Source organism: Kineococcus rhizosphaerae, from assembly GCF_003002055.1.
Lineage (GTDB): Bacteria > Actinomycetota > Actinomycetes > Actinomycetales > Kineococcaceae > Kineococcus > Kineococcus rhizosphaerae.
Genome location: NZ_PVZF01000004.1, coordinates 150118 through 167024 on the forward strand (window position 1 = coordinate 150118; position 16907 = coordinate 167024).

Genomic DNA, 16907 nt, shown 5'->3' on the forward strand with positions numbered 1-16907 from the left:
TGGATGCGCTCGCCGGATCGCCGTGGACTGGGCCCGTGAAGGCCTGGCAGATGTTCTCACCCGACGACGGGCTGCGGCTCGTCGAAGTCCCCGACCCCTCGGAGGCGCCCGTGCGCGGCGGCGGCGTCGTCCTCGACGTCCTCGCCGCGCACGTCCCCGCCTACACCGACGTCCTCGTGGCCGGTGGCCGCGGCGGGTTCCCGACCCCGATCGTCCTGGGCCCCGGCGGGATCGGCCGGGTGCGGGCCGTGGCCGACGACGTGTTCGGGGTCCGCCCCGGCGACGTCGTCGTCGTGGACGGCCTGTTCCGCACCGGCCGCGCCGAGGACCCCGAGGAGGCCATCCTCGGCTGGACGGGCCTCGGCGGGGACCGGCCCACACCCACGACGGACCGCGTCCGGGACGTGTGGCGCGACGGGACGTTCGCCCAGCGGGCCGTCCTGCCCGAGCGCTGCCTCGTGGCGCTGCCGGGCGCGGCCGGCCACGACCCGGTCCGGCTGGCCTTCCTGCCGTGGCTGGCCATCGCGGGCGAGGCCGTCGAGCGCGGCGGGGTCGCGGCCGGGCAGTCGGTCGCGGTCGTCGGGGCGACGGGGTCGCTGGGGACCGCGGCCCTGCTCGTGGCCCTGTCGCGCGGGGCGGGCACGGTCGTCGCCGCCGGTCGCGACCGCGCGGTCCTGGCCGAGCTCGCGGCGCTGGACCCGCGGGTGCGCACGGTCGCCCTCACCGGGTCGCGGGAGGTCGACGGCCCGGCCCTGCGCGCGGCCGCCGGTCCCGTGGACGTCGTGGTGGACGCCCTCGGCGCGGTCCCGCACGCCGAGGCGACCATGAGCGGGTACGACGCCGTGCGCACCGACGGCACGTGGGTCCTCGTCGGCGGCGTGCGCCAGGACCTGCCGATCCCCTACGGGCAGTTCATGCACCGCCGGCTCACGCTGCGCGGGTCGTGGATGGCGCGGCCGGCCACGACGACGGCCCTGTGGCGCTCGATCCGCGCCGGGGTGCTGGACCTGTCCGGGCTGCGTCCGCAGGTCGTCGACCTGGCCGACCCCGGCGCCGCCCTGCGGGTGGCCGCCGCGACCGGGGGCCCGAGCTACGCGGTCCTCGTGCCCTGAGCAGTCCCCTGAGCGGTCCCCCGAGCGGCGTCCTGAGCCGTGCCCCGGGCGGTGAGCTCGGCCCGCAGCCGCCGCAGGTCGGCGACCGCCGCCTCGAGCGGCTGGGGCCGGGCGTGCAGGTACCCCTGCTGCGTGGGGGCGCCCATGCGCTGCAGGAGGTCCGCCTGGCCCTGCGTGTCGACGCCCTCGACGACCAGGCCGAGGCCGACGGTCGCCGCGAGGAGCACGAGTCCCTCCACGAGGGCCCGGGTGCGGGGGTCGGTCTCGATCTCCCGGACGTAGGACCGGTCGACCTTGAACGCCGAGAAGGGCCGCCGGCGCAGGTAGGCGAGCGTGGCGTACCCGGTGCCGAAGTCGTCGACCGTCAGGTGCCCGCCGGCCGCGACGAGGGCGTCGAGGGCCTGCGCGGTGGCGTCGTCCTCGGCGACCAGGACGCTCTCGGTCATCTCCAGCACGAGCCTGCCGTCGCCCAGCCCCGCCACGGCCCGTGCGACCGCGGGCGCCAGGCGCGGGTCCTGCAGCTGGGGAGCCGAGACGTTGACGGCGAGCACGAGGGGGTGGCCGGCGGCGGCGCGCAGGGCGGGCAGGTCCGCGACGGCCCCCTCGAGGACCAGCAGCCCCAGGTCGCTCACCAGGCCGTGGCGCTCGGCGAGCGGAACGAACTCCTCGGGCCCGACCAGCCGCCCGTCGCGGTGCCAGCGCACCAGGCACTCCACCCCCGTCACGGCGAGGGACTCCACGTCGACGGTCGGCTGGTAGTGCCGTTCCAGGTGGTTGCCGGGCGTCGGCGCGCACACGGCGGCGCGCAGCGCCTCGACGGTCCTGCGGGTCCGCTCCCCGCGCAGGTCCTCGGCCTCGTCCCAGACCCGCACGCACGCACCCCCGGCCGCCTTGGCCCGGGCCAGGGCCGCTTCGGCGGCGCGCAGCAGGTCGGCGCCGGCCGCGCGCGAGTGCGCGACCCCGATCGCGGCCCGCACCTGCACGCGCGCGCCGGCGACCTCGTGGGGTTCGGCCAGCACCGCGAGCAACCGGACCGCGACGTCGACGGCGGCGTCGGGGTCGGTCAGCAGGACGGCGAACTCGTCACCCCCGAGCCGGGCCAGCTCGTCGGCGCCCCGCACGGCCCTGCGCAGCCGGCGGGCGACCTCGACCAGGACCGCGTCCCCCGCGGCCCGGCCGTGCGTGCCGTTGACGGTGCGGAAGCCGAGCAGGTCCACGTGCAGCAGCGCGACCGGGGGCCCGGAGCGGGCGGCGGCGACGACCGCGGCGAACGCGACCCCGCGGGGCAGCCCCGTGACCGGGTCGACCTCCACCGAGCGCCGGTCCTGCTCCAGGGCCGTCAGCCGGGCCCGGACCGCGGCCAGCGCGCACCGCGTGCTGACGGTGCGCCGCCACAGGCTCCCGGCCACCACGACGGCCCCGGCCGCCACGACGACGGCCGTTCCCGCGACGACGGGGGCGAGCGAGGGGTCCAGCACCTGCACGTCCCTCCTGCCGGGTGGGTCCTGCGATCCTGCGGCAGACGCCGCCGGAGCGCCAGGGGGTCAGGCGCTGAGCTGCGGGGTGACGGGGGCGTCGAGGACGTCGGCGATCTCGTCGACGGCCAGCGGCCGGCAGTACAGGTGCCCCTGGGCGAGCTGGCAGCCCATCTCCCGCAGGATCCGGGCCTGCTCGACGTGCTCGACGCCTTCGGCGACGATCGTCAGGCCCAGGGCCTGCCCCATCTTGACCATGCCCTCGACCAGGGCGCGGGCCGTGGGTTCGGTCGCGATGTCCCGCACGAAGCTGCGGTCGATCTTGAACGACGAGAACGGCCGGTGCCGCAGGTACCCCAGCGAGGAGAACCCCGTCCCGAAGTCGTCGATGGTCAGCTGCGCGCCCGTCTCGGCCAGGTCGCGCAGGCGGTCGACGGTGTCGTCGTCGATCATCACCGACTCGGTCATCTCCAGGTGCAGCCGGCAGCCGCTGGCGGCGGTCTGGCGCACCGCGGCCGCGACCCGCTCGGTGAAGTCGGGGTGGCGCAGCTGCACGGGCGAGACGTTGACCATCAGGTCCAGCCGGCGTCCCGCGTGCTCCTGGATCTGCGAGGCGTCGCGCGCGACCTGGCGCAGCACGGAGTCCCCGATGCCGATGACGGTCCCCGAGCGCTCGGCCAGGCCGATGAACTCGTCGGGACCGACGAGGGGTTCGACGGCACCGCCGCGGTCGCGGCGCCAGCGGACCAGCGCCTCCAGGCCCACGATGGGTGCGCCCACGGCCCCCGGTTCGGCCGACTGCAGGTCCACGATCGGCTGGTAGTGCACGACGAACGCCTCGGCGGGCGCCTGCTGGAGGTCCTCGATGACCTGCAGCCGGGCGATCTCCTCCTCCAGCAGCTCGGGGCGGAACTCGACCCAGCGGTTCTTGCCCGTGGCCTTGGCGCGGTACATCGCGGTGTCGGCGTTGCGCAGCAGCGTCCCCACGTCGTCGCCGGGGCGGGCGCGGGACAACCCGATGGACCCCTGCACGCGCAGCACGTGACCGCGCATGCGGACCTCGACCCGCAGGGCCACCAGGACCCGGCGGCACAGCCCCTCGACGTCCAGGCACTCCGGCAGCAGCACCGCGAACTCGTCGCCGCCCAGGCGGGCCACGGTGCTGCCCCCGCGCAGGGTGTCGCGCAACCGCGACCCGACCAGGCGCAGCAGTTCGTCACCGGCCTCGTGCCCGAACCGGTCGTTGACGCCCTTGAAGCCGTCGAGGTCGAGGTAGAGGACGACGAGCCGGTCGAGCCGGCCCGCCTCGCGGGCCCGCTCCAGCTCGGCGGCGAGCCGCTCGGAGAACTGCAGGCGGTTCGGCAGGCCCGTCACGACGTCGCGGCGGGCCAGGCCGTGCATCTCCTCGCTGGCGCTGACGCGGAAGAACGCGGCCTCGCCCACCGAGGCCAGCGCCTCCAGGGCCTTCTCGTCCGAGGCCCGCTGGGCGGGGTCGCGGCGCCGCGGGGCGGTGATGTGCAGGACGACGCCGTCACCGGCCACGACCGGCACGCCGATCTCGCCCTCGCCCGGCCCCACGGAGCGGACCATCGCGGCGGGGGTCCCCGCCACCATCCGCGCGTGCTTCTGCAGCGCGCGGGCCAGGTCGGCGCGCCGGCCCTGGGTGTGCAGCGCGGTGGCCGCCTCGAACAGGGCCTCGCTGCGCCGGGCCACGTCGCGGGTCTGGCGCATGGCGCGCGTGGCGACCATCGTCACGACCATCGGGATGACGAGCAGCAGCGCCGCCCACGGCGTGACCTTGTAGTAGACGAGGCCCCCGAGGTAGCCGAGCCCGCCGACGGCGACGCTGGTCCCCATCGCGAGCCACGCGCCGGTGTGCAGCAGCTCGGCCTTGATGGAGGTGCGTTCCTGCACGGCCACCGACACGGCCGAGACGGCCACGTCGACGACGAAGACCGCGGCGACGGCGGCGGCGACGGCGAGGAGTTCGCGCGCGTCCATGTCCAGCGGGATGGCGCGCCAGTCCTCTTGCGCGTTGGGCCCGGGTGTCCCCAGGACCGTCAGGACCGCGATCGCGATCGGCAGGAAGAGCACCCCGATGCTCGCGTTGTAGACGCGGCTCACCCAGCTCTTGCGCTGCAGCAGGTTGGTGGGGACCACGCACAGGCACCACGCGAGGGCGGCGACCTCGGGGCGCTTGAAGCAGAGCAGGAAGATCAGGACGCCGACGTCGAACTGGACCTCGATGCCCGCGTGCTTGGTGTTGATCTGGAACGGGAACCGCGTCAGCAGCTGCATGAGCGGGAAGCCGAGGACGAGGCAGAGCGCGAGGTCGCGCCACTGCCCCGGCTGGCCGGTGCGTGCGAAGAGCACGGCGGACACCACGACGGTCGCGAGGGCGGCGACGGTGACGACCCCGTCGTACACGACGCTCGCCACCGGCCGGCGCTCCCGCACGGCTCCGCTCATCGCCACCTCCCCCGACGTCGCCAGAACGTGGCTCATCCTGACACTGAGAAACCGTGCGGTCACGCTCGATCGAAGATCAGCGAACTGCCTCTACCCGATCGGAGCAACCCGGAGCCGCACTGACCTGCAAGGTCTCACTCACAGCGAGATAGAACAACTGACCGTTGATTCTAGAACATTCAACCGCCTGACCTACCCTGCCCCCGTGCGCCCCCTGCTCCCCCTGGCCGTGCCCGCCGGCGACGCCGTCCTGGGCCTGCTGCCCACCCTGGCCCGCGCGCTGGACGGCGACCTGCCCCACGCCCTGCTGCCCCACGCCGACCGGGACGCGCCCCCGGCCACGCTGGCCCCGGGCACCGCCCTGACCCCGGCCGAGGACGACCCCGACGACCCCACCGCCGTCGTCGTCGCCACCTCCGGCTCCACCGGCACCCCCAAGGGCGCGCTGCTGCCCGCGGGCGCGCTGCGCGCCTCGGCCGCCGCGACCGCCGCCCGGCTGGCCCCCGGCCCCGGCGCCCAGCAGTGGGTCCTGGCCCTGCCCGCCCACCACGTCGCCGGACTGCAGGTGCTGCTGCGCTCGGTGCGGGCCGGGACCGAACCCGTCGTCCTGCCCGCCGGGCCCTTCGGCGCCGACGCCTTCGTCGCCGCGCTGGAGCGGACCACCGGCGCGCAGCTCCTGACCTCCCTCGTGCCCACCCAGCTCGTCCGGCTGCTCGACGCCGGCCCCGCCGCGCTGCAGGCCCTGCGCCGGTTCGCGGCCGTCCTCGTCGGCTCGGCCGCCACCCCCGCCCCCCTGCTCGAGCGCGCCCGCGCCGCGGGCGTGCGCGTCGTGACCACCTACGGCTCCAGCGAGACCTGCGGGGGCTGCGTCTACGACGGCGTGCCCCTCGACGGCGTCGAGGCGGACCTGGACGCCGACGGCCGCCTCGTCCTCGCCGGCCCCGTCGTGGCCCGCGGCTACCGCGGGATGCCCGGCCACCCCGCCTTCGCGGACGGGCGGTTCCGCACCGACGACACCGCCGTCCTGACCGGCGGCCGCGTCCGCGTCCTCGGTCGCGTCGACGACCTCGTCACCACCGGCGGCCTGAAGGTCGCCCCCGCCCTCGTCGAGGACGCCCTGGCGGGCACCCCGGGCGTCGGCGAGGTCGTCGTCGTCGGCGTCCCCGACCCCGAGTGGGGCCAGCGCCTCGTCGCCTGCGTGGTGCCCGCCGGGACCCCGCCCACCCTGCAGGAGGTCCGCGAGCGCGTCGGGACCGCCGTGGCCCGCCACGCCGCCCCGCGCCAGCTGCTGCTGCTGGACGCCCTGCCGCTGCGCGGCCCCGGCAAACCCGACCGCACGCGGTTGCGCGAACTGGCCCTGGGCCGGGCCCCGGGCTGAGCCCGCGGTGGGGCGTGCGCCCCTCCGGTGACAGACTGGGGCATGGTCAGAATCCTGCCGACGCTGCTGGTCCTGGCCCTCACGGTGTGGTGCCTGGTCAGCCTGGTGCAGGCCCCCGAGGGGTCGGTGCGCAACCTGCCGAGGTGGGCCTGGATCCTGCTCGTCCTCTTCTTCCCCCTCGCCGGTGGCATCGCCTACGTCCTGGCCGGCCGCCCCGTCGAGGGGTACGGACCCGGCCCCCGTCGCCCGCGCCAGGCCCCCCGCGGCCCGGACGACGACGAGGAGTTCCTGCGAGGACTGTGACCCCGTGACGCGGCGCGCAGGAGAGCTTGGGAGGATCGACCCTCGTGTCCGACCCCGCTGACCTGCCCCTGCCCTCCGCCCCGGTGACGCACCGCCGGGCCACCCCGAAGCAGTGGGTCGCCGCGGCCCGCCCCCGCACGCTGCCCGCGGCCGTCACCCCCGTGCTCGTCGGGACCGGAGCCGCGGCGGCGATCGGCGGCGTCGCGTGGGTCCCCGCGGTCCTCGCGCTCGTCGTGTCCCTCGCCCTGCAGGTCGGCGTGAACTACGCCAACGACTACTCCGACGGCATCCGCGGCACCGACGACGACCGCGTCGGCCCGTTCCGCCTCGTCGGCTCCGGCGCCGCCGAACCGCGGCACGTGCGCGACGCCGCCTTCGCCTGCTTCGCCGTCGCGGCCCTGGCCGGGCTCGCCGTCGTCGCGCTGTCCGGCGCGTGGTGGCTGCTGGCCGTCGGGGCGGCGAGCGTGGCGGCCGCCTGGTACTACACCGGCGGCAGGCGCCCCTACGGGTACTCGGGTCTGGGCGAGGTCTTCGTCTTCGTCTTCTTCGGGCTCGTCGCGGTCATGGGCACGACGTTCGTGCAGGCGGGCCGCATCGGCGGGTCCGCCGTCGCGGGCGCGTTCTGCGTCGGGTTCCTGGCCTGTGCGATCCTCGTGGCGAACAACCTGCGCGACGTCCCCACCGACGCGCAGGTCGGCAAGCGCACCCTCGCGGTGCGGCTCGGGGAGCGGCGCACCCGCACCCTCTACGCGGCCCTCGTCGTCGGCGCGTTCGTGGCGGCGCTGACGACGGTGCCGCGGCACCCGTTCGCGCTGCTCGTCCTGCTGGCCCTCGTGCTCGCGCAGCGGCCGCTGCGGACCGTGCTGGGCGGTGCGACGGGCCGCGACCTGATCGGAGTCCTCAAGGACACCGGCCTGCTGGAACTGCTCACCGGGGCCCTGCTCGCGCTCGGACTGGCGCTGTGAGCGGCGGCGCGGGACAGTTCGCGCATGGGTGAGATCGACGTGGTCGCGGACGGCGAGCACCGCTACCGCGCAGCGCTGGTGACGGCCGACGGTGCCCGCTCCGAGCACGTCGTCACCAGCGACTCCGAGCTGCTGGAGCGGGTGCGCGCCACCGAGGCCGAGGAGCCGTTCCTCGTGCGCCGGGTCCTGGAGGTCCTGCTGGAGGCGTCGGAGAACTCCGGGAACCCCGTGCCGCCCGTCGTCGACCTGCGTCAGCTCGACCGCGAACGCCCCGAGCTGCTGCCGAGCGTCCCCCTGCGCTGACCGGGCTCAGTCCTCGGCGGCGTTGTCCTCGTCGAGAGCGCGGGAGAACCGCGACCTCTTCGCCGTGCCGTTCTGGCGGGCCTCTATGCGCCCGTCGATGCGCTGCTGCAGCGCGGCCGCCATCTGCTCGCGCTGCTTGCGCAGCAGCACGACCGACAGCAGGACCGAGACGACGGCGGCGATGGCCAGGCCCAGCCAGCCCTTGGCGCCGAGGGCGTTGACGCCGATGAGGACCAGGACGAAGATCCCCAGCCGCATCGCGGTGTACCGGAACGTGACACCCATCGTCAGACCCCCGCGTAGGAGTGCAGGCCGGGGAAGAAGATGTTCACGACCAGGTAGTTGAAGAGCATGCAGGCGAACCCGAGGACCGACAGCCACGCGGCGCGCCGGCCGTCCCAGCCGCGGGTGGCGCGCGCGTGCAGGTAGGCGGCGTAGACGACCCAGATGACGAACGTCCAGACCTCCTTGGAGTCCCAGTTCCAGTAGCGGTTCCAGGCCACCTGGGCCCAGACGGCCCCGGCGATGAGGGTGAACGTCCACATGACGAACGCCACGGCGTTGAGGCGGAACGCGGTGCGCTCCAGCTCCACGGACCCGGGCAGCGCGTCCATGAACACGCCCCCGGCGCGGGCACCGGCGGCCTTCACGCGGTCGCGCTTCTCCTGGACGAGCTGCAGGACCGTCGCCGAGAAGCCCAACGTCGACAGCGCCGTCGCCAGGATCGCGACGAAGACGTGGATGACCAGCCAGTAGCTGTCCAGGGCCGGGACGAGCTGGGCGGCGACGACGTAGAACTTCACGAGCGCGATGCCGAGGGTCACCAGGATCGGGCCGGTGACGAACGTGCCCAGGTAGCGGGCGTCGCGCCCCCCGCCCAGGCCGGCGCGGTGCGCCCGCAGGACCGCGACGAGGTACCCGACGGCCACGACGCACGTGCCGGTCAGGGCGAACTCGAACATGTTGCCCCACGGCACGCGGTGCACCGAGAGCCCGCGGGTGACGACCGAGCCGACGTGCAGGGCGGTGGCCAGCACGAACAGCGAGGTGCCGATGGCGGCCGCACGACGGCGGCGGCCCACGGCGGGCTTCTCCAGGGTCGTCGTGCCGCCCCCGGCGGAGGCCTGGGCGCGGCGCGCCTCGCGGGACCTGATCTCCTTGCCGCCCTCGGCGAGGTCGGCGGCGTAGGCGATGAAGGAGAACAGGTAGGCGGTCATGCCGCCGTACAGCAGGACGTTGCTGATCCTGGCGATGTTCTCGTCGACGGTCACGGACTCTCCTCGGGAACGTGCGCGGGTGCTCCATGGTCTCCCACGGCAGGGACTGCTGGCGAACCGTCCGGCTCCTGCGGGGCGTCGGGACCGCCGGGCGGTTCGCCCAGCGCCTCCCGCAGCCGGCGCAGGACGGCGTCGACCTCCTCGGCCAGACCCGCGTCGTTGCCGCGGGCCAGCCCCGCGACCTCGACCGCCGAGCCCGCGCCGGTGCCCGAGGCGGTCGCCTTCACCCAGACGCGGCGGCGGGGCAGGAACAGCGACAGGACCAGGCCCAGGGCGGCGAGCAGGGCGAAGACGAGCGCCGCGCTCTGGCCGGGGGTGGAGCGGACGTCGAAGCTGGCGAACCGCTCGACGCCCGTGAACTCGACGGTGCCCAGGCCGTTCGGCAGGGTCACGACGTCACCGGGTTTCATGGTCAGGGCCACGGGCTGGCCGTCGGCGCCGGTGACCTCGCTCATCCGCGTCGTGTCGAGCGTGTAGACGTTCTGGGCCACGCCCTCGTCGAGCCCGAGGTCGCCGGTCCAGACCTTGGCCACGAGCACGGGGTTGGCGGCACCCGGGAACGACGAGACGGGCGAGCCGTCGGCGTTCTGCGAGGCCGTCGGCAGGAAGACGCCCTGGATGCCGAGCTGCACGGGGCGACCGTCCGCGTCGACCGCGTCCGGGACCTTCACGACCCCGGTGGAGTCGTAGTTCGCCGTCTGCGGCAGGAACGGCGTCGCCCCGTCCTGCACGACGTCGCCCTGCCCGTCGCGCACCACGATGACGGGCGCGTAGCCGTTCCCGGACAGCGAGATCTGCGTGTGGCCGACCTTGGCCGGGTGGTTGACGCGGATGGTCTCCCGCTGCGCCCGCCCCCCCGGGGCGTCGGTGAGCGTGACGTTGGCGGCGAAGGTGCGCGGTTGGCCGATCTGCGCGGTCTGCTGCGCCTCGAACGAGACGTCCATCGAGTCCAGCCGCAGGGTGAACGGCGGGACGTCGTCGGCGGTCGTCCAGGTGCCGCCGGAGAAGCTGTCCATCGTGGTGCCGACCATCGTGCCGCCGGTCGTCACCAGCCGCTGGCCCGAGTAGGAGAACAGCGAGCTGGACGCGATGGCGACGAGCAGCCCCACGAGCGAGAGGTGGAACAGCAGGTTGCCCGTCTCGCGGTGGTGGCCCTTCTCGGCCGCCACCGAGCCCTCGCGCAGCTCGGCCCGGAACCGGCGCCGGGCCAGGACCGCGCGGGCGGCCTCCAGCACCTCCTGGGGTGCGGCCCCCACCTCGGCGCTGCGGTGCTCGGGCAGCTTGCCCAGCCGGGCCGGGGTGCGCGGCGGCTTCGCGCGCAGCGAGCGCCAGTGCACGCCGACGCGCGGGGTCACGCAGCCGATGAGGGAGATGAACAGCAGCAGGTAGACCGCCGAGAACCAGACCGAGGAGTACACGTGGAACCCCTGCAGCCGCTCCACCCACGGCCCGGCGCTCGGGTGGTCGGCCATCCAGGCCGCGACGCCCGCGGGGTCGTTGTTCTCCTGTGGGAACGTCGAGCCCGGCACGGCCGCGACGGCCAGCAGCATCAGCAGGAACAGCGCCGTGCGCATGCTCGTCAGCTGCCGCCAGCAGTACCGCACGAACTCGCGCGGCGCCATCTCCGAGGCCAGTTCGCGCCGGGGCCTGGGTGCGGCGGGCTCGGCGCTGTCGCGGTAGGCGTCGCGCAGGTCGTCGAGGTGGGTCTCGTCGGTTCGGGCCATGCTCAGATCACCGGCTGGAAGTTGGAGACGAGGTGGGCCTGCATCCAGCTCACCAGGGACTGGAACTGCCCCGTGACCAGGAGCAGCCCGATGACGATGAGGAGGACCGCGCCGAAGCGGTCCAGGGCGACGCGGTGCCGGCGCAGCGCCCCGAGGACGCGCATGCCCCGCCCGTAGGCCACCGCCACGAGGACGAAGGGGATGCCCAGCCCGAGGCAGTAGACGAGGCCGAGGCCCGTGGCGCGCGAACCGCTGCCCGTGGTGAACGCCATCGCGGAGATCGCCGCGAAGATCGGCCCGATGCACGGGGTCCACCCCAGGCCGAAGAGGAAGCCGAGCACCGGTGCCCCCAGGAGGCCCGCCCGCGGGCGCCACCGGACCTTCAGCTCGCGCTGGGCCCACAGGGGTGAGAACAGCAGGAGCAGCCCGCCGGCCAGCACCACCACGCCGAGGAGGCGCTGGAGCCCGTGCTGGTACTGCTTCAGCACGTCGCCCACCGCCCCGGCCGTGAAGCTGATCAGCACGAAGACGACCGAGAACCCCAGCACGAACAGCAGGGCCCCGAGGAACATCCGCCCCCGCCGCTGCTGCTCCAGGTTCCCGCCCGACAACCCCGTCACGTACGCCAGGAACCCCGGGACCAGCGGCAGCACGCACGGGGACAGGAAGGACACGAGCCCGGCGAGCGCGGCGAGCGGGACCGCCAGGAGCAGCGGCCCGTGCTGGACGTAGTCGGGGAGGGTCATGCGGGCGCCGCCCCCGCGTCGTCGAGCATCCCGGACAGCGTCAGCGGCCGGACGATCCCCGAGGCGCGCGCCGCGACCCGGCCCTCGGTGTCCAGGACGAGCGTGGTCGGCGTGGCCTGCGGGGAGTACGTGCGCAGCGCGAGCATGGCCGCACCGGAGTCCGCGTCCAGGATCGAGGGGTAGGTGATCCCGAACTTGTCCTGGAACGCCCGCGCGACGGCGGCCGTGTCGTAGGTGTTGATGCCGAGGAACTGCACGTTCCGGCCCTGGTACTGCTTCCACACCGACTCCACGTCGGGCGCCTCGGTGCGGCACGGGGCGCACCCGGCGAACCAGGTGTTGAGCACGACGACCTGGCCGCGGTACTGCGACACGTCGACCTTCGTCCCGTCGACCAGGGTGCCGGTGAACTCGACGGGGTCCTTGCGCTCGGCGGCCGCCCACCGCGCCGTCGTGCCGTCGCCCTCGATGTAGTTCTGGCCCTGGGACTTCGGCAGGCCGTCGCCGCTGGAGCAGCCCGCGACGACGAGCGACGACAGGGCGGCGAGGCCGAAGGCCCGGCGGGTCGGTGCCATCAGGCGCCCGGGACCGGGTCGGCGCCGACGAGCAGGTCGGCGGCGGGTTCGGTGTAGGCGACCGAGACGAGGGTGCGGCCGGAGAACTCCAGCGAGGTCACCGACGCCAGGGCGCACTGCCGCTTGCGGGGGTCGTGCACGAGCGGGCGGTGCTCGGCGCGCAGCCGCGTCACCCACACCGGCAGCTGGTGGCTGACGAGCACCGACTCCCGGCCCGGGAAGGCGTCGCGCACGTCGCGCACGACGGCGCTCATCCGGGCCACCTGCTGCTCGTACGGCTCGCCCCAGCTGGGCTGGAACGGGTTCCACAGCCGCGGCCACACGCGGGGGTCGCGGATCGAGCCCGCCCCCTCGGTGACCTTGTGGCCCTCGAAGCTGTTCGCGGCCTCGATGAGCCGCGCGTCGGTGCCCAGCGGCAGGTCGTGGACGCGGGCCACGGGCGTCGCGGTCTCCTGGGCGCGCTGCAGCGGCGAGGCCGTGACCGAGGCCACGTCGCGGTCGGCGAAGAACTCCCCGAGCCGCTCGGCCATGGCCCGCCCGCGCTCGGACAGCCGGAAGTGCAGCAGCCGGCCGTACAGGACGCGCTCGGGGTTGAAGACCTCGCCGTGGCGGACGAGGTGGACCGTGGTGCGGCTCACAGCGAACCACTCCCTTCCGCAGCGGCCCGCGCCGCGCCCGGCAGCGCCTCGAGGATCCGCCCGATCGCGGTCTCGTCGTGGCTGGCGGACAGGAACCACGCCTCGAACGCGCTCGGCGGCAGGTGGACGCCGGCGTCGAGCATCGCGTGGAAGAACGCCCGGAACGCGCCGAGGTCCTGCCGGCGGGCCTCGTCGTAGTTCGTGACGGCGTCCAGGCCGGTGAAGAAGACGCTGAACATCGACCCCGCCGTGTTCACCAGGTGCGGGACCCCGGCCTCGCTGAGCGCGGCGCTCGCGGCGTCGCGCACGGTGGCCGCGTTGCGCTCGACCGCCGCGTACACCTCGGGCGTCGTGCCGCGCAGCGTCGCCAGTCCGGCGGCCGTCGCGATCGGGTTCCCCGACAGCGTGCCCGCCTGGTAGACGGGACCGGCCGGGGCCAGGTGCGCCATGACGTCGGCGCGGCCCCCGAAGGCCGCGGCCGGGAAGCCGCCGCCCATGACCTTGCCGAACGTCAGCAGGTCCGGGGCGTGCTCGGGGCCCAGGCCCTCGTAGCCGTACCAGCCGGCCGCGCTGACGCGGAAGCCCGTCATGACCTCGTCGGAGACCAGCAGGGCGCCGTGCTCGCGGGTGGTCCGGCGCAGCTCGGCGGTGAAGCCGGGCTGCGGCCGCACGACACCCATGTTCCCGGCGGCGGCCTCGGTGATGACGCACGCGATGCGCTCGCCGTGGGCGCGGAACACCTCGGCCAGGGCCTCGGGGTCGTTGTACGGGATGACGATCGTGTCGGCGGCGGCCGTCCCCGTCACCCCGGGGGTGTCCGGCAGCGCGAACGTCGCCAGGCCCGACCCGGCCGAGGCCAGCAGGGCGTCGACGTGCCCGTGGTAGTGCCCGGCGAACTTCACGACGACGGGACGGCCCGTGAACCCGCGGGCCAGGCGGATGGCGCTCATGGTCGCCTCGGTGCCCGAGCTGACCAGGCGCACCTGCTCGACCGGCTCGACGCGCGCGACGATCTCCTCGGCCAGCAGCACCTCGCGCTCGGTGGGGGTGCCGAAGGAGAAGCCGTCGAGCGCGGCCGTCCGCACGGCCTCCAGGACGTCGGGGTGCGCGTGCCCCAGGATCATCGGACCCCACGAGCACAGCAGGTCGACGTACTCCCGGCCGTCCACGTCGCGCAGGTACGGGCCCTGCGCCGAGGCGATGAAGCGGGGGGTGCCGCCGACGGCGCGGAAGGCGCGCACGGGCGAGTTCACCCCACCGGGGATCACCTGCGCCGCCCGCTCGAACAGGGCGGCGGAGGCGGGAGCGGCTGAGGTCGTCGGGACGGACGTCGACGGGGTCACGGGCTCCAGTGTCGCAAGCTCCGGGGGGTGCGGCCGCCCCAGGGGCGTCTACGACGGCGTGTCGGAGGTCCGGCGTGACGGACCTCACGTCCCACCCGTTCGGCCCACCCGCCCGGTCGGCGCGCCGGGGTCCTCAGTCCCACCACAGGTACCACCCCGCCCGGCCCGTGCGCCGGCACTGCCGGGGCACGATCAGCTGCGGGGCGTGGTCGGCGTCGGCCAGCCCGAAGGACGCCTGCACCGAGGACCAGAACGCGACGTGCTCGCAGCCCGTCACCTCGCACGGCTCCTCGGAGTCCACGATCCGGAACTCCTCCAGCTCGGGGTGGTCGTAGACCACGATCCCCTCCGCCGTGATCCGCTCGTCGCTGCGCGAGGGCGGCACGAGGTAGCCGTGGACCTCGACCTCGCGCGGGTGCCCCACGGACGCCACGAGGACCGACCCGAGCGAGGGGGCGCCGTTCTGCTTGTCGGCCAGCCGCTCGCGCGGCAGCAGCTGCAGGAGCCGAGCCGCCGCGGTCCACGGCAGGTCGCGGAAGCGGGCGATGTCGCCGGGGTGCGCGGGCCGGTCCAGGACGTAGGGCTCCACGACCTCCAGGAGGTCGTGCGTCCAGCCCGACCCCTCGTCCTGGAGCCGGCGCCAGACCTGCTCGAGGGTCTCGCGGGGCCGGGCGGGGCGGGTGGGCAGCGTGTCCGGGGTCATGCCGCCACCCTGCGGCGCGCGGGCCGCTCCCCCGCGCCGGTCCGGTCGCCGCTGTGGACGACACGCCACACCCCGCACCTGGGGACCCCGCGGCGCCCCGCTCCCCCGCCGTCCACAGCTCTCGCGCCCCTGCCCCGCACCGCTGTCCCGTGCCCCGCGCATCGCACACGAAGGACCCCGCCCGACCCGGTTCCGAGGGCCCGAGGTGTGCGATGAGCCCCGGACGGACCGGCGGGGAGGTCCGACGTGTGCGTTGCGTGCGACGGGGCGCGTCAGGACCGGGAGGCGGCGGCCGCCAGGGGCTGGTTGAAGCGGAGCTGGTTGCCGGAGGGGTCGCGGACGCCGAAGTCGCGGACGCCGTACTGCTGGTCGACCGGCTCCGACGTGATCTCCGCGCCGCCGGCGGACAGCCTGTCGTGCAGGGCGTCGACGTCGTCGGTGGTGAAGACCAGCCGCGACATGAGGCCCTTGGCCAGCAGGTCCGCGGCGGCCTCGCGGTCGGCCGGGGACGCGTCCGGCCACGACTGCGGGGTCTCCAGGACGATGTGCACGTCGGCGCCGGGCGGGGTCACCGTGACCCAGCGCATGCCCTCGTAGGAGACGTCCTGGGTCACCGCGAAACCGAGCAGGTCGCGGTAGAACTCCAGGGCCTCGTCGTGGTCGTGGACGGTCAGCAGGACGTTCGAGACGGTCACCATGGGCCCGACGCTAGGACCGCTCACGTCCGCTGCGCTTCTCCGATCCTGCGCGGTCTGGCCGCGCGCGCGAGCACGCAGCTCGGGATGCCCGCGGCCGCCGAGTGGTCGCGCGCCCGGTAGGCGCTGGGCGTCTCCCCCACCAGCCGCGTGAACCGCGCGCTGAACGAGCCCAGCGACGAGCACCCCACCGCGAAGCACGCCTCGGTCACCGACACGTCCCCGCGCCGCAGCAGCGCCTTGGCCCGCTCGACGCGGCGGGTCATCAGGTAGTCGTACGGCGTCACGTCGAAGGCGGCCTTGAAGCTGCGGGAGAAGTGCCCCGGCGACATGAGCGCCTGGTGGGCCAGGACCGCCACGTCCAGCGGCTGCGCGTGGTCGCGGTCGATGCGGTCCCGGACCCGCCGCAACCGCACGATGTCGTCCCGCGACAGAGGCACGTCCCGAGTGTGGCCCGGCGGCGGACCCGACCGCCACCCTCGGCCGGGCGGGAAACGGCACGTTGCCTCCCCGGTCCCCTTCATCGGGACCGGGGAGGCAACGTGCCGCAACCCCTCAGTCCCGGCGCAGCTCCCACAACCCGTACCGCACGACGTAGGAGTACTCCTCGTGCCGCCACGCGGGCACGTACCGGTAGGTCCACGGCGACAACCCCGCCGCCGTGACCGCCGCGAGCTGCACGCCCGCGTCGTAGCAGTGCATGTCGATCCCGGGCAGCCCGTCGGCGGAGAACTCCCGGCGGCCCGTCCCCACCGACCGGTCCTCGACGGCCCCCACGAGCAGCCGCGCCCCGGGCGCGCACGCTGCGGCGAGGTTCGCCAGCGTCGCGGTCAGGTCCCGGCAGAACTCCAGGCACCCCACGGCGAGGACGACGTCGAACCTCCCCCAGGCCGCCGGGACCGGGTCGTGCAGGTCGAGCAGCTCGTAGCGGCCCTGCGGGCGCCCGGCGCGGGCCGCGGCGAGCATCTGCGGGGACACGTCGGTGCCCGTCACCGCGACGTCCGGGGCGAGGTCGCGGGTCAACTGCCCCGGCCCGCAACCGATCTCGAGGACCCGGCACTCCGGCGTCACCGCGCGCAGCAAGAAGTCGGCGACGAGCGGGCCGTAGTACTGGATCGAGCGCCAGCCGGGGACGTAGTGGTCGGCGAAGTCGTCGTAGTAGTCGCGGACGGCGTCCGCCGGTCCGTTCACCGTCATGGGC

The 16907-nt window shown here is 75.0% G+C and carries 18 protein-coding genes; 5 read left to right on the forward strand and 13 right to left on the reverse strand.

The features are described from left to right. Window positions 1-35 precede the first annotated feature (35 nt). Window positions 36-1112: a zinc-binding dehydrogenase gene (locus CLV37_RS09905; RefSeq protein WP_106209747.1), complete on the forward strand. Its 1077-nt coding sequence runs from the start codon at window positions 36-38 to the stop codon at window positions 1110-1112. On the opposite strand, the gene CLV37_RS09910 is transcribed toward CLV37_RS09905, so the two are convergent. Then, window positions 1091-2596, reverse strand: coding sequence for a bifunctional diguanylate cyclase/phosphodiesterase (locus tag CLV37_RS09910; protein ID WP_106209750.1), 1506 nt, complete (start codon window positions 2594-2596; stop codon window positions 1091-1093). The genes CLV37_RS09905 and CLV37_RS09910 overlap by 22 nt on opposite strands. A gap of 60 nt (window positions 2597-2656) precedes the next feature. After that, the gene (locus CLV37_RS09915; RefSeq protein ID WP_146149354.1) at window positions 2657-5092 is read right to left on the reverse strand and encodes a putative bifunctional diguanylate cyclase/phosphodiesterase; all 2436 of its coding nucleotides are present in this window, start codon (window positions 5090-5092) and stop codon (window positions 2657-2659) included. A 169-nt stretch (window positions 5093-5261) separates the two neighbouring features. Between CLV37_RS09915 and menE the strand changes: the two genes are divergently transcribed. Genes menE through CLV37_RS09935 form a run of 4 tightly spaced genes read left to right on the forward strand, consistent with a single transcriptional unit; the run spans window position 5262 to window position 8005 of the window. Beyond that, window positions 5262-6434 (forward strand): o-succinylbenzoate--CoA ligase, encoded by a 1173-nt coding sequence (gene menE, locus CLV37_RS09920; RefSeq protein WP_106209754.1) that lies wholly within the window; start codon window positions 5262-5264, stop codon window positions 6432-6434. Between the two features lie 42 nt (window positions 6435-6476). Next, window positions 6477-6737 carry a PLD nuclease N-terminal domain-containing protein gene (locus tag CLV37_RS09925; RefSeq protein ID WP_106209756.1) on the forward strand — a complete coding sequence of 87 codons (261 nt, stop codon included), beginning with the start codon at window positions 6477-6479 and terminating at the stop codon, window positions 6735-6737. Between the two features lie 44 nt (window positions 6738-6781). Continuing rightward, entirely contained in the window at window positions 6782-7702 is a 921-nt protein-coding gene (locus CLV37_RS09930) for a 1,4-dihydroxy-2-naphthoate polyprenyltransferase (protein ID WP_245885338.1), read from the forward strand. Between the two features lie 24 nt (window positions 7703-7726). Next, window positions 7727-8005, forward strand: a complete 279-nt coding sequence (locus CLV37_RS09935; protein WP_106209759.1) for a hypothetical protein — start codon at window positions 7727-7729, stop codon at window positions 8003-8005. Window positions 8006-8011: 6 nt separating this feature from the next. On the opposite strand, the gene CLV37_RS09940 is transcribed toward CLV37_RS09935, so the two are convergent. The 11 genes from CLV37_RS09940 to CLV37_RS09990 all read right to left on the reverse strand — a co-directional run bounded on the left by CLV37_RS09940 (window position 8012) and on the right by CLV37_RS09990 (window position 16903). Continuing rightward, window positions 8012-8290 carry a DUF4229 domain-containing protein gene (locus CLV37_RS09940; protein WP_106209761.1) on the reverse strand — a complete coding sequence of 93 codons (279 nt, stop codon included), beginning with the start codon at window positions 8288-8290 and terminating at the stop codon, window positions 8012-8014. A gap of 2 nt (window positions 8291-8292) precedes the next feature. Further along, complete coding sequence (ccsB, locus tag CLV37_RS09945; protein ID WP_106209763.1) at window positions 8293-9276, reverse strand: c-type cytochrome biogenesis protein CcsB; 984 nt, start codon at window positions 9274-9276, stop codon at window positions 8293-8295. After that, the gene (resB, locus tag CLV37_RS09950; protein ID WP_106209766.1) at window positions 9273-11006 is read right to left on the reverse strand and encodes a cytochrome c biogenesis protein ResB; all 1734 of its coding nucleotides are present in this window, start codon (window positions 11004-11006) and stop codon (window positions 9273-9275) included. Before resB ends, ccsB begins: the two co-directional genes overlap by 4 nt. A gap of 2 nt (window positions 11007-11008) precedes the next feature. Further along, window positions 11009-11752: a cytochrome c biogenesis CcdA family protein gene (locus CLV37_RS09955; RefSeq protein ID WP_106209768.1), complete on the reverse strand. Its 744-nt coding sequence runs from the start codon at window positions 11750-11752 to the stop codon at window positions 11009-11011. Beyond that, a complete protein-coding gene (locus CLV37_RS09960) occupies window positions 11749-12327 on the reverse strand; it encodes a TlpA family protein disulfide reductase (RefSeq protein ID WP_106209770.1) in 579 nt (192 codons plus the stop codon). Before CLV37_RS09960 ends, CLV37_RS09955 begins: the two co-directional genes overlap by 4 nt. Continuing rightward, complete coding sequence (locus CLV37_RS09965) at window positions 12327-12965, reverse strand: histidine phosphatase family protein (protein WP_106209772.1); 639 nt, start codon at window positions 12963-12965, stop codon at window positions 12327-12329. The genes CLV37_RS09960 and CLV37_RS09965 overlap by 1 nt, the downstream gene beginning before the upstream one ends. Then, a complete protein-coding gene (hemL, locus tag CLV37_RS09970; RefSeq protein WP_106209774.1) occupies window positions 12962-14308 on the reverse strand; it encodes a glutamate-1-semialdehyde 2,1-aminomutase in 1347 nt (448 codons plus the stop codon). The genes CLV37_RS09965 and hemL overlap by 4 nt, the downstream gene beginning before the upstream one ends. 133 nt (window positions 14309-14441) lie before the next feature. Continuing rightward, entirely contained in the window at window positions 14442-15011 is a 570-nt protein-coding gene (locus tag CLV37_RS09975; protein WP_106209777.1) for a hypothetical protein, read from the reverse strand. Between the two features lie 272 nt (window positions 15012-15283). Next, the gene (locus CLV37_RS09980) at window positions 15284-15709 is read right to left on the reverse strand and encodes a VOC family protein (protein ID WP_106209779.1); all 426 of its coding nucleotides are present in this window, start codon (window positions 15707-15709) and stop codon (window positions 15284-15286) included. Between the two features lie 20 nt (window positions 15710-15729). Continuing rightward, a complete protein-coding gene (locus CLV37_RS09985) occupies window positions 15730-16146 on the reverse strand; it encodes a helix-turn-helix transcriptional regulator (RefSeq protein WP_106209782.1) in 417 nt (138 codons plus the stop codon). A 115-nt stretch (window positions 16147-16261) separates the two neighbouring features. Further along, the gene (locus CLV37_RS09990; protein WP_106209784.1) at window positions 16262-16903 is read right to left on the reverse strand and encodes a class I SAM-dependent methyltransferase; all 642 of its coding nucleotides are present in this window, start codon (window positions 16901-16903) and stop codon (window positions 16262-16264) included. Between the last annotated feature and the right edge of the window lie 4 nt (window positions 16904-16907).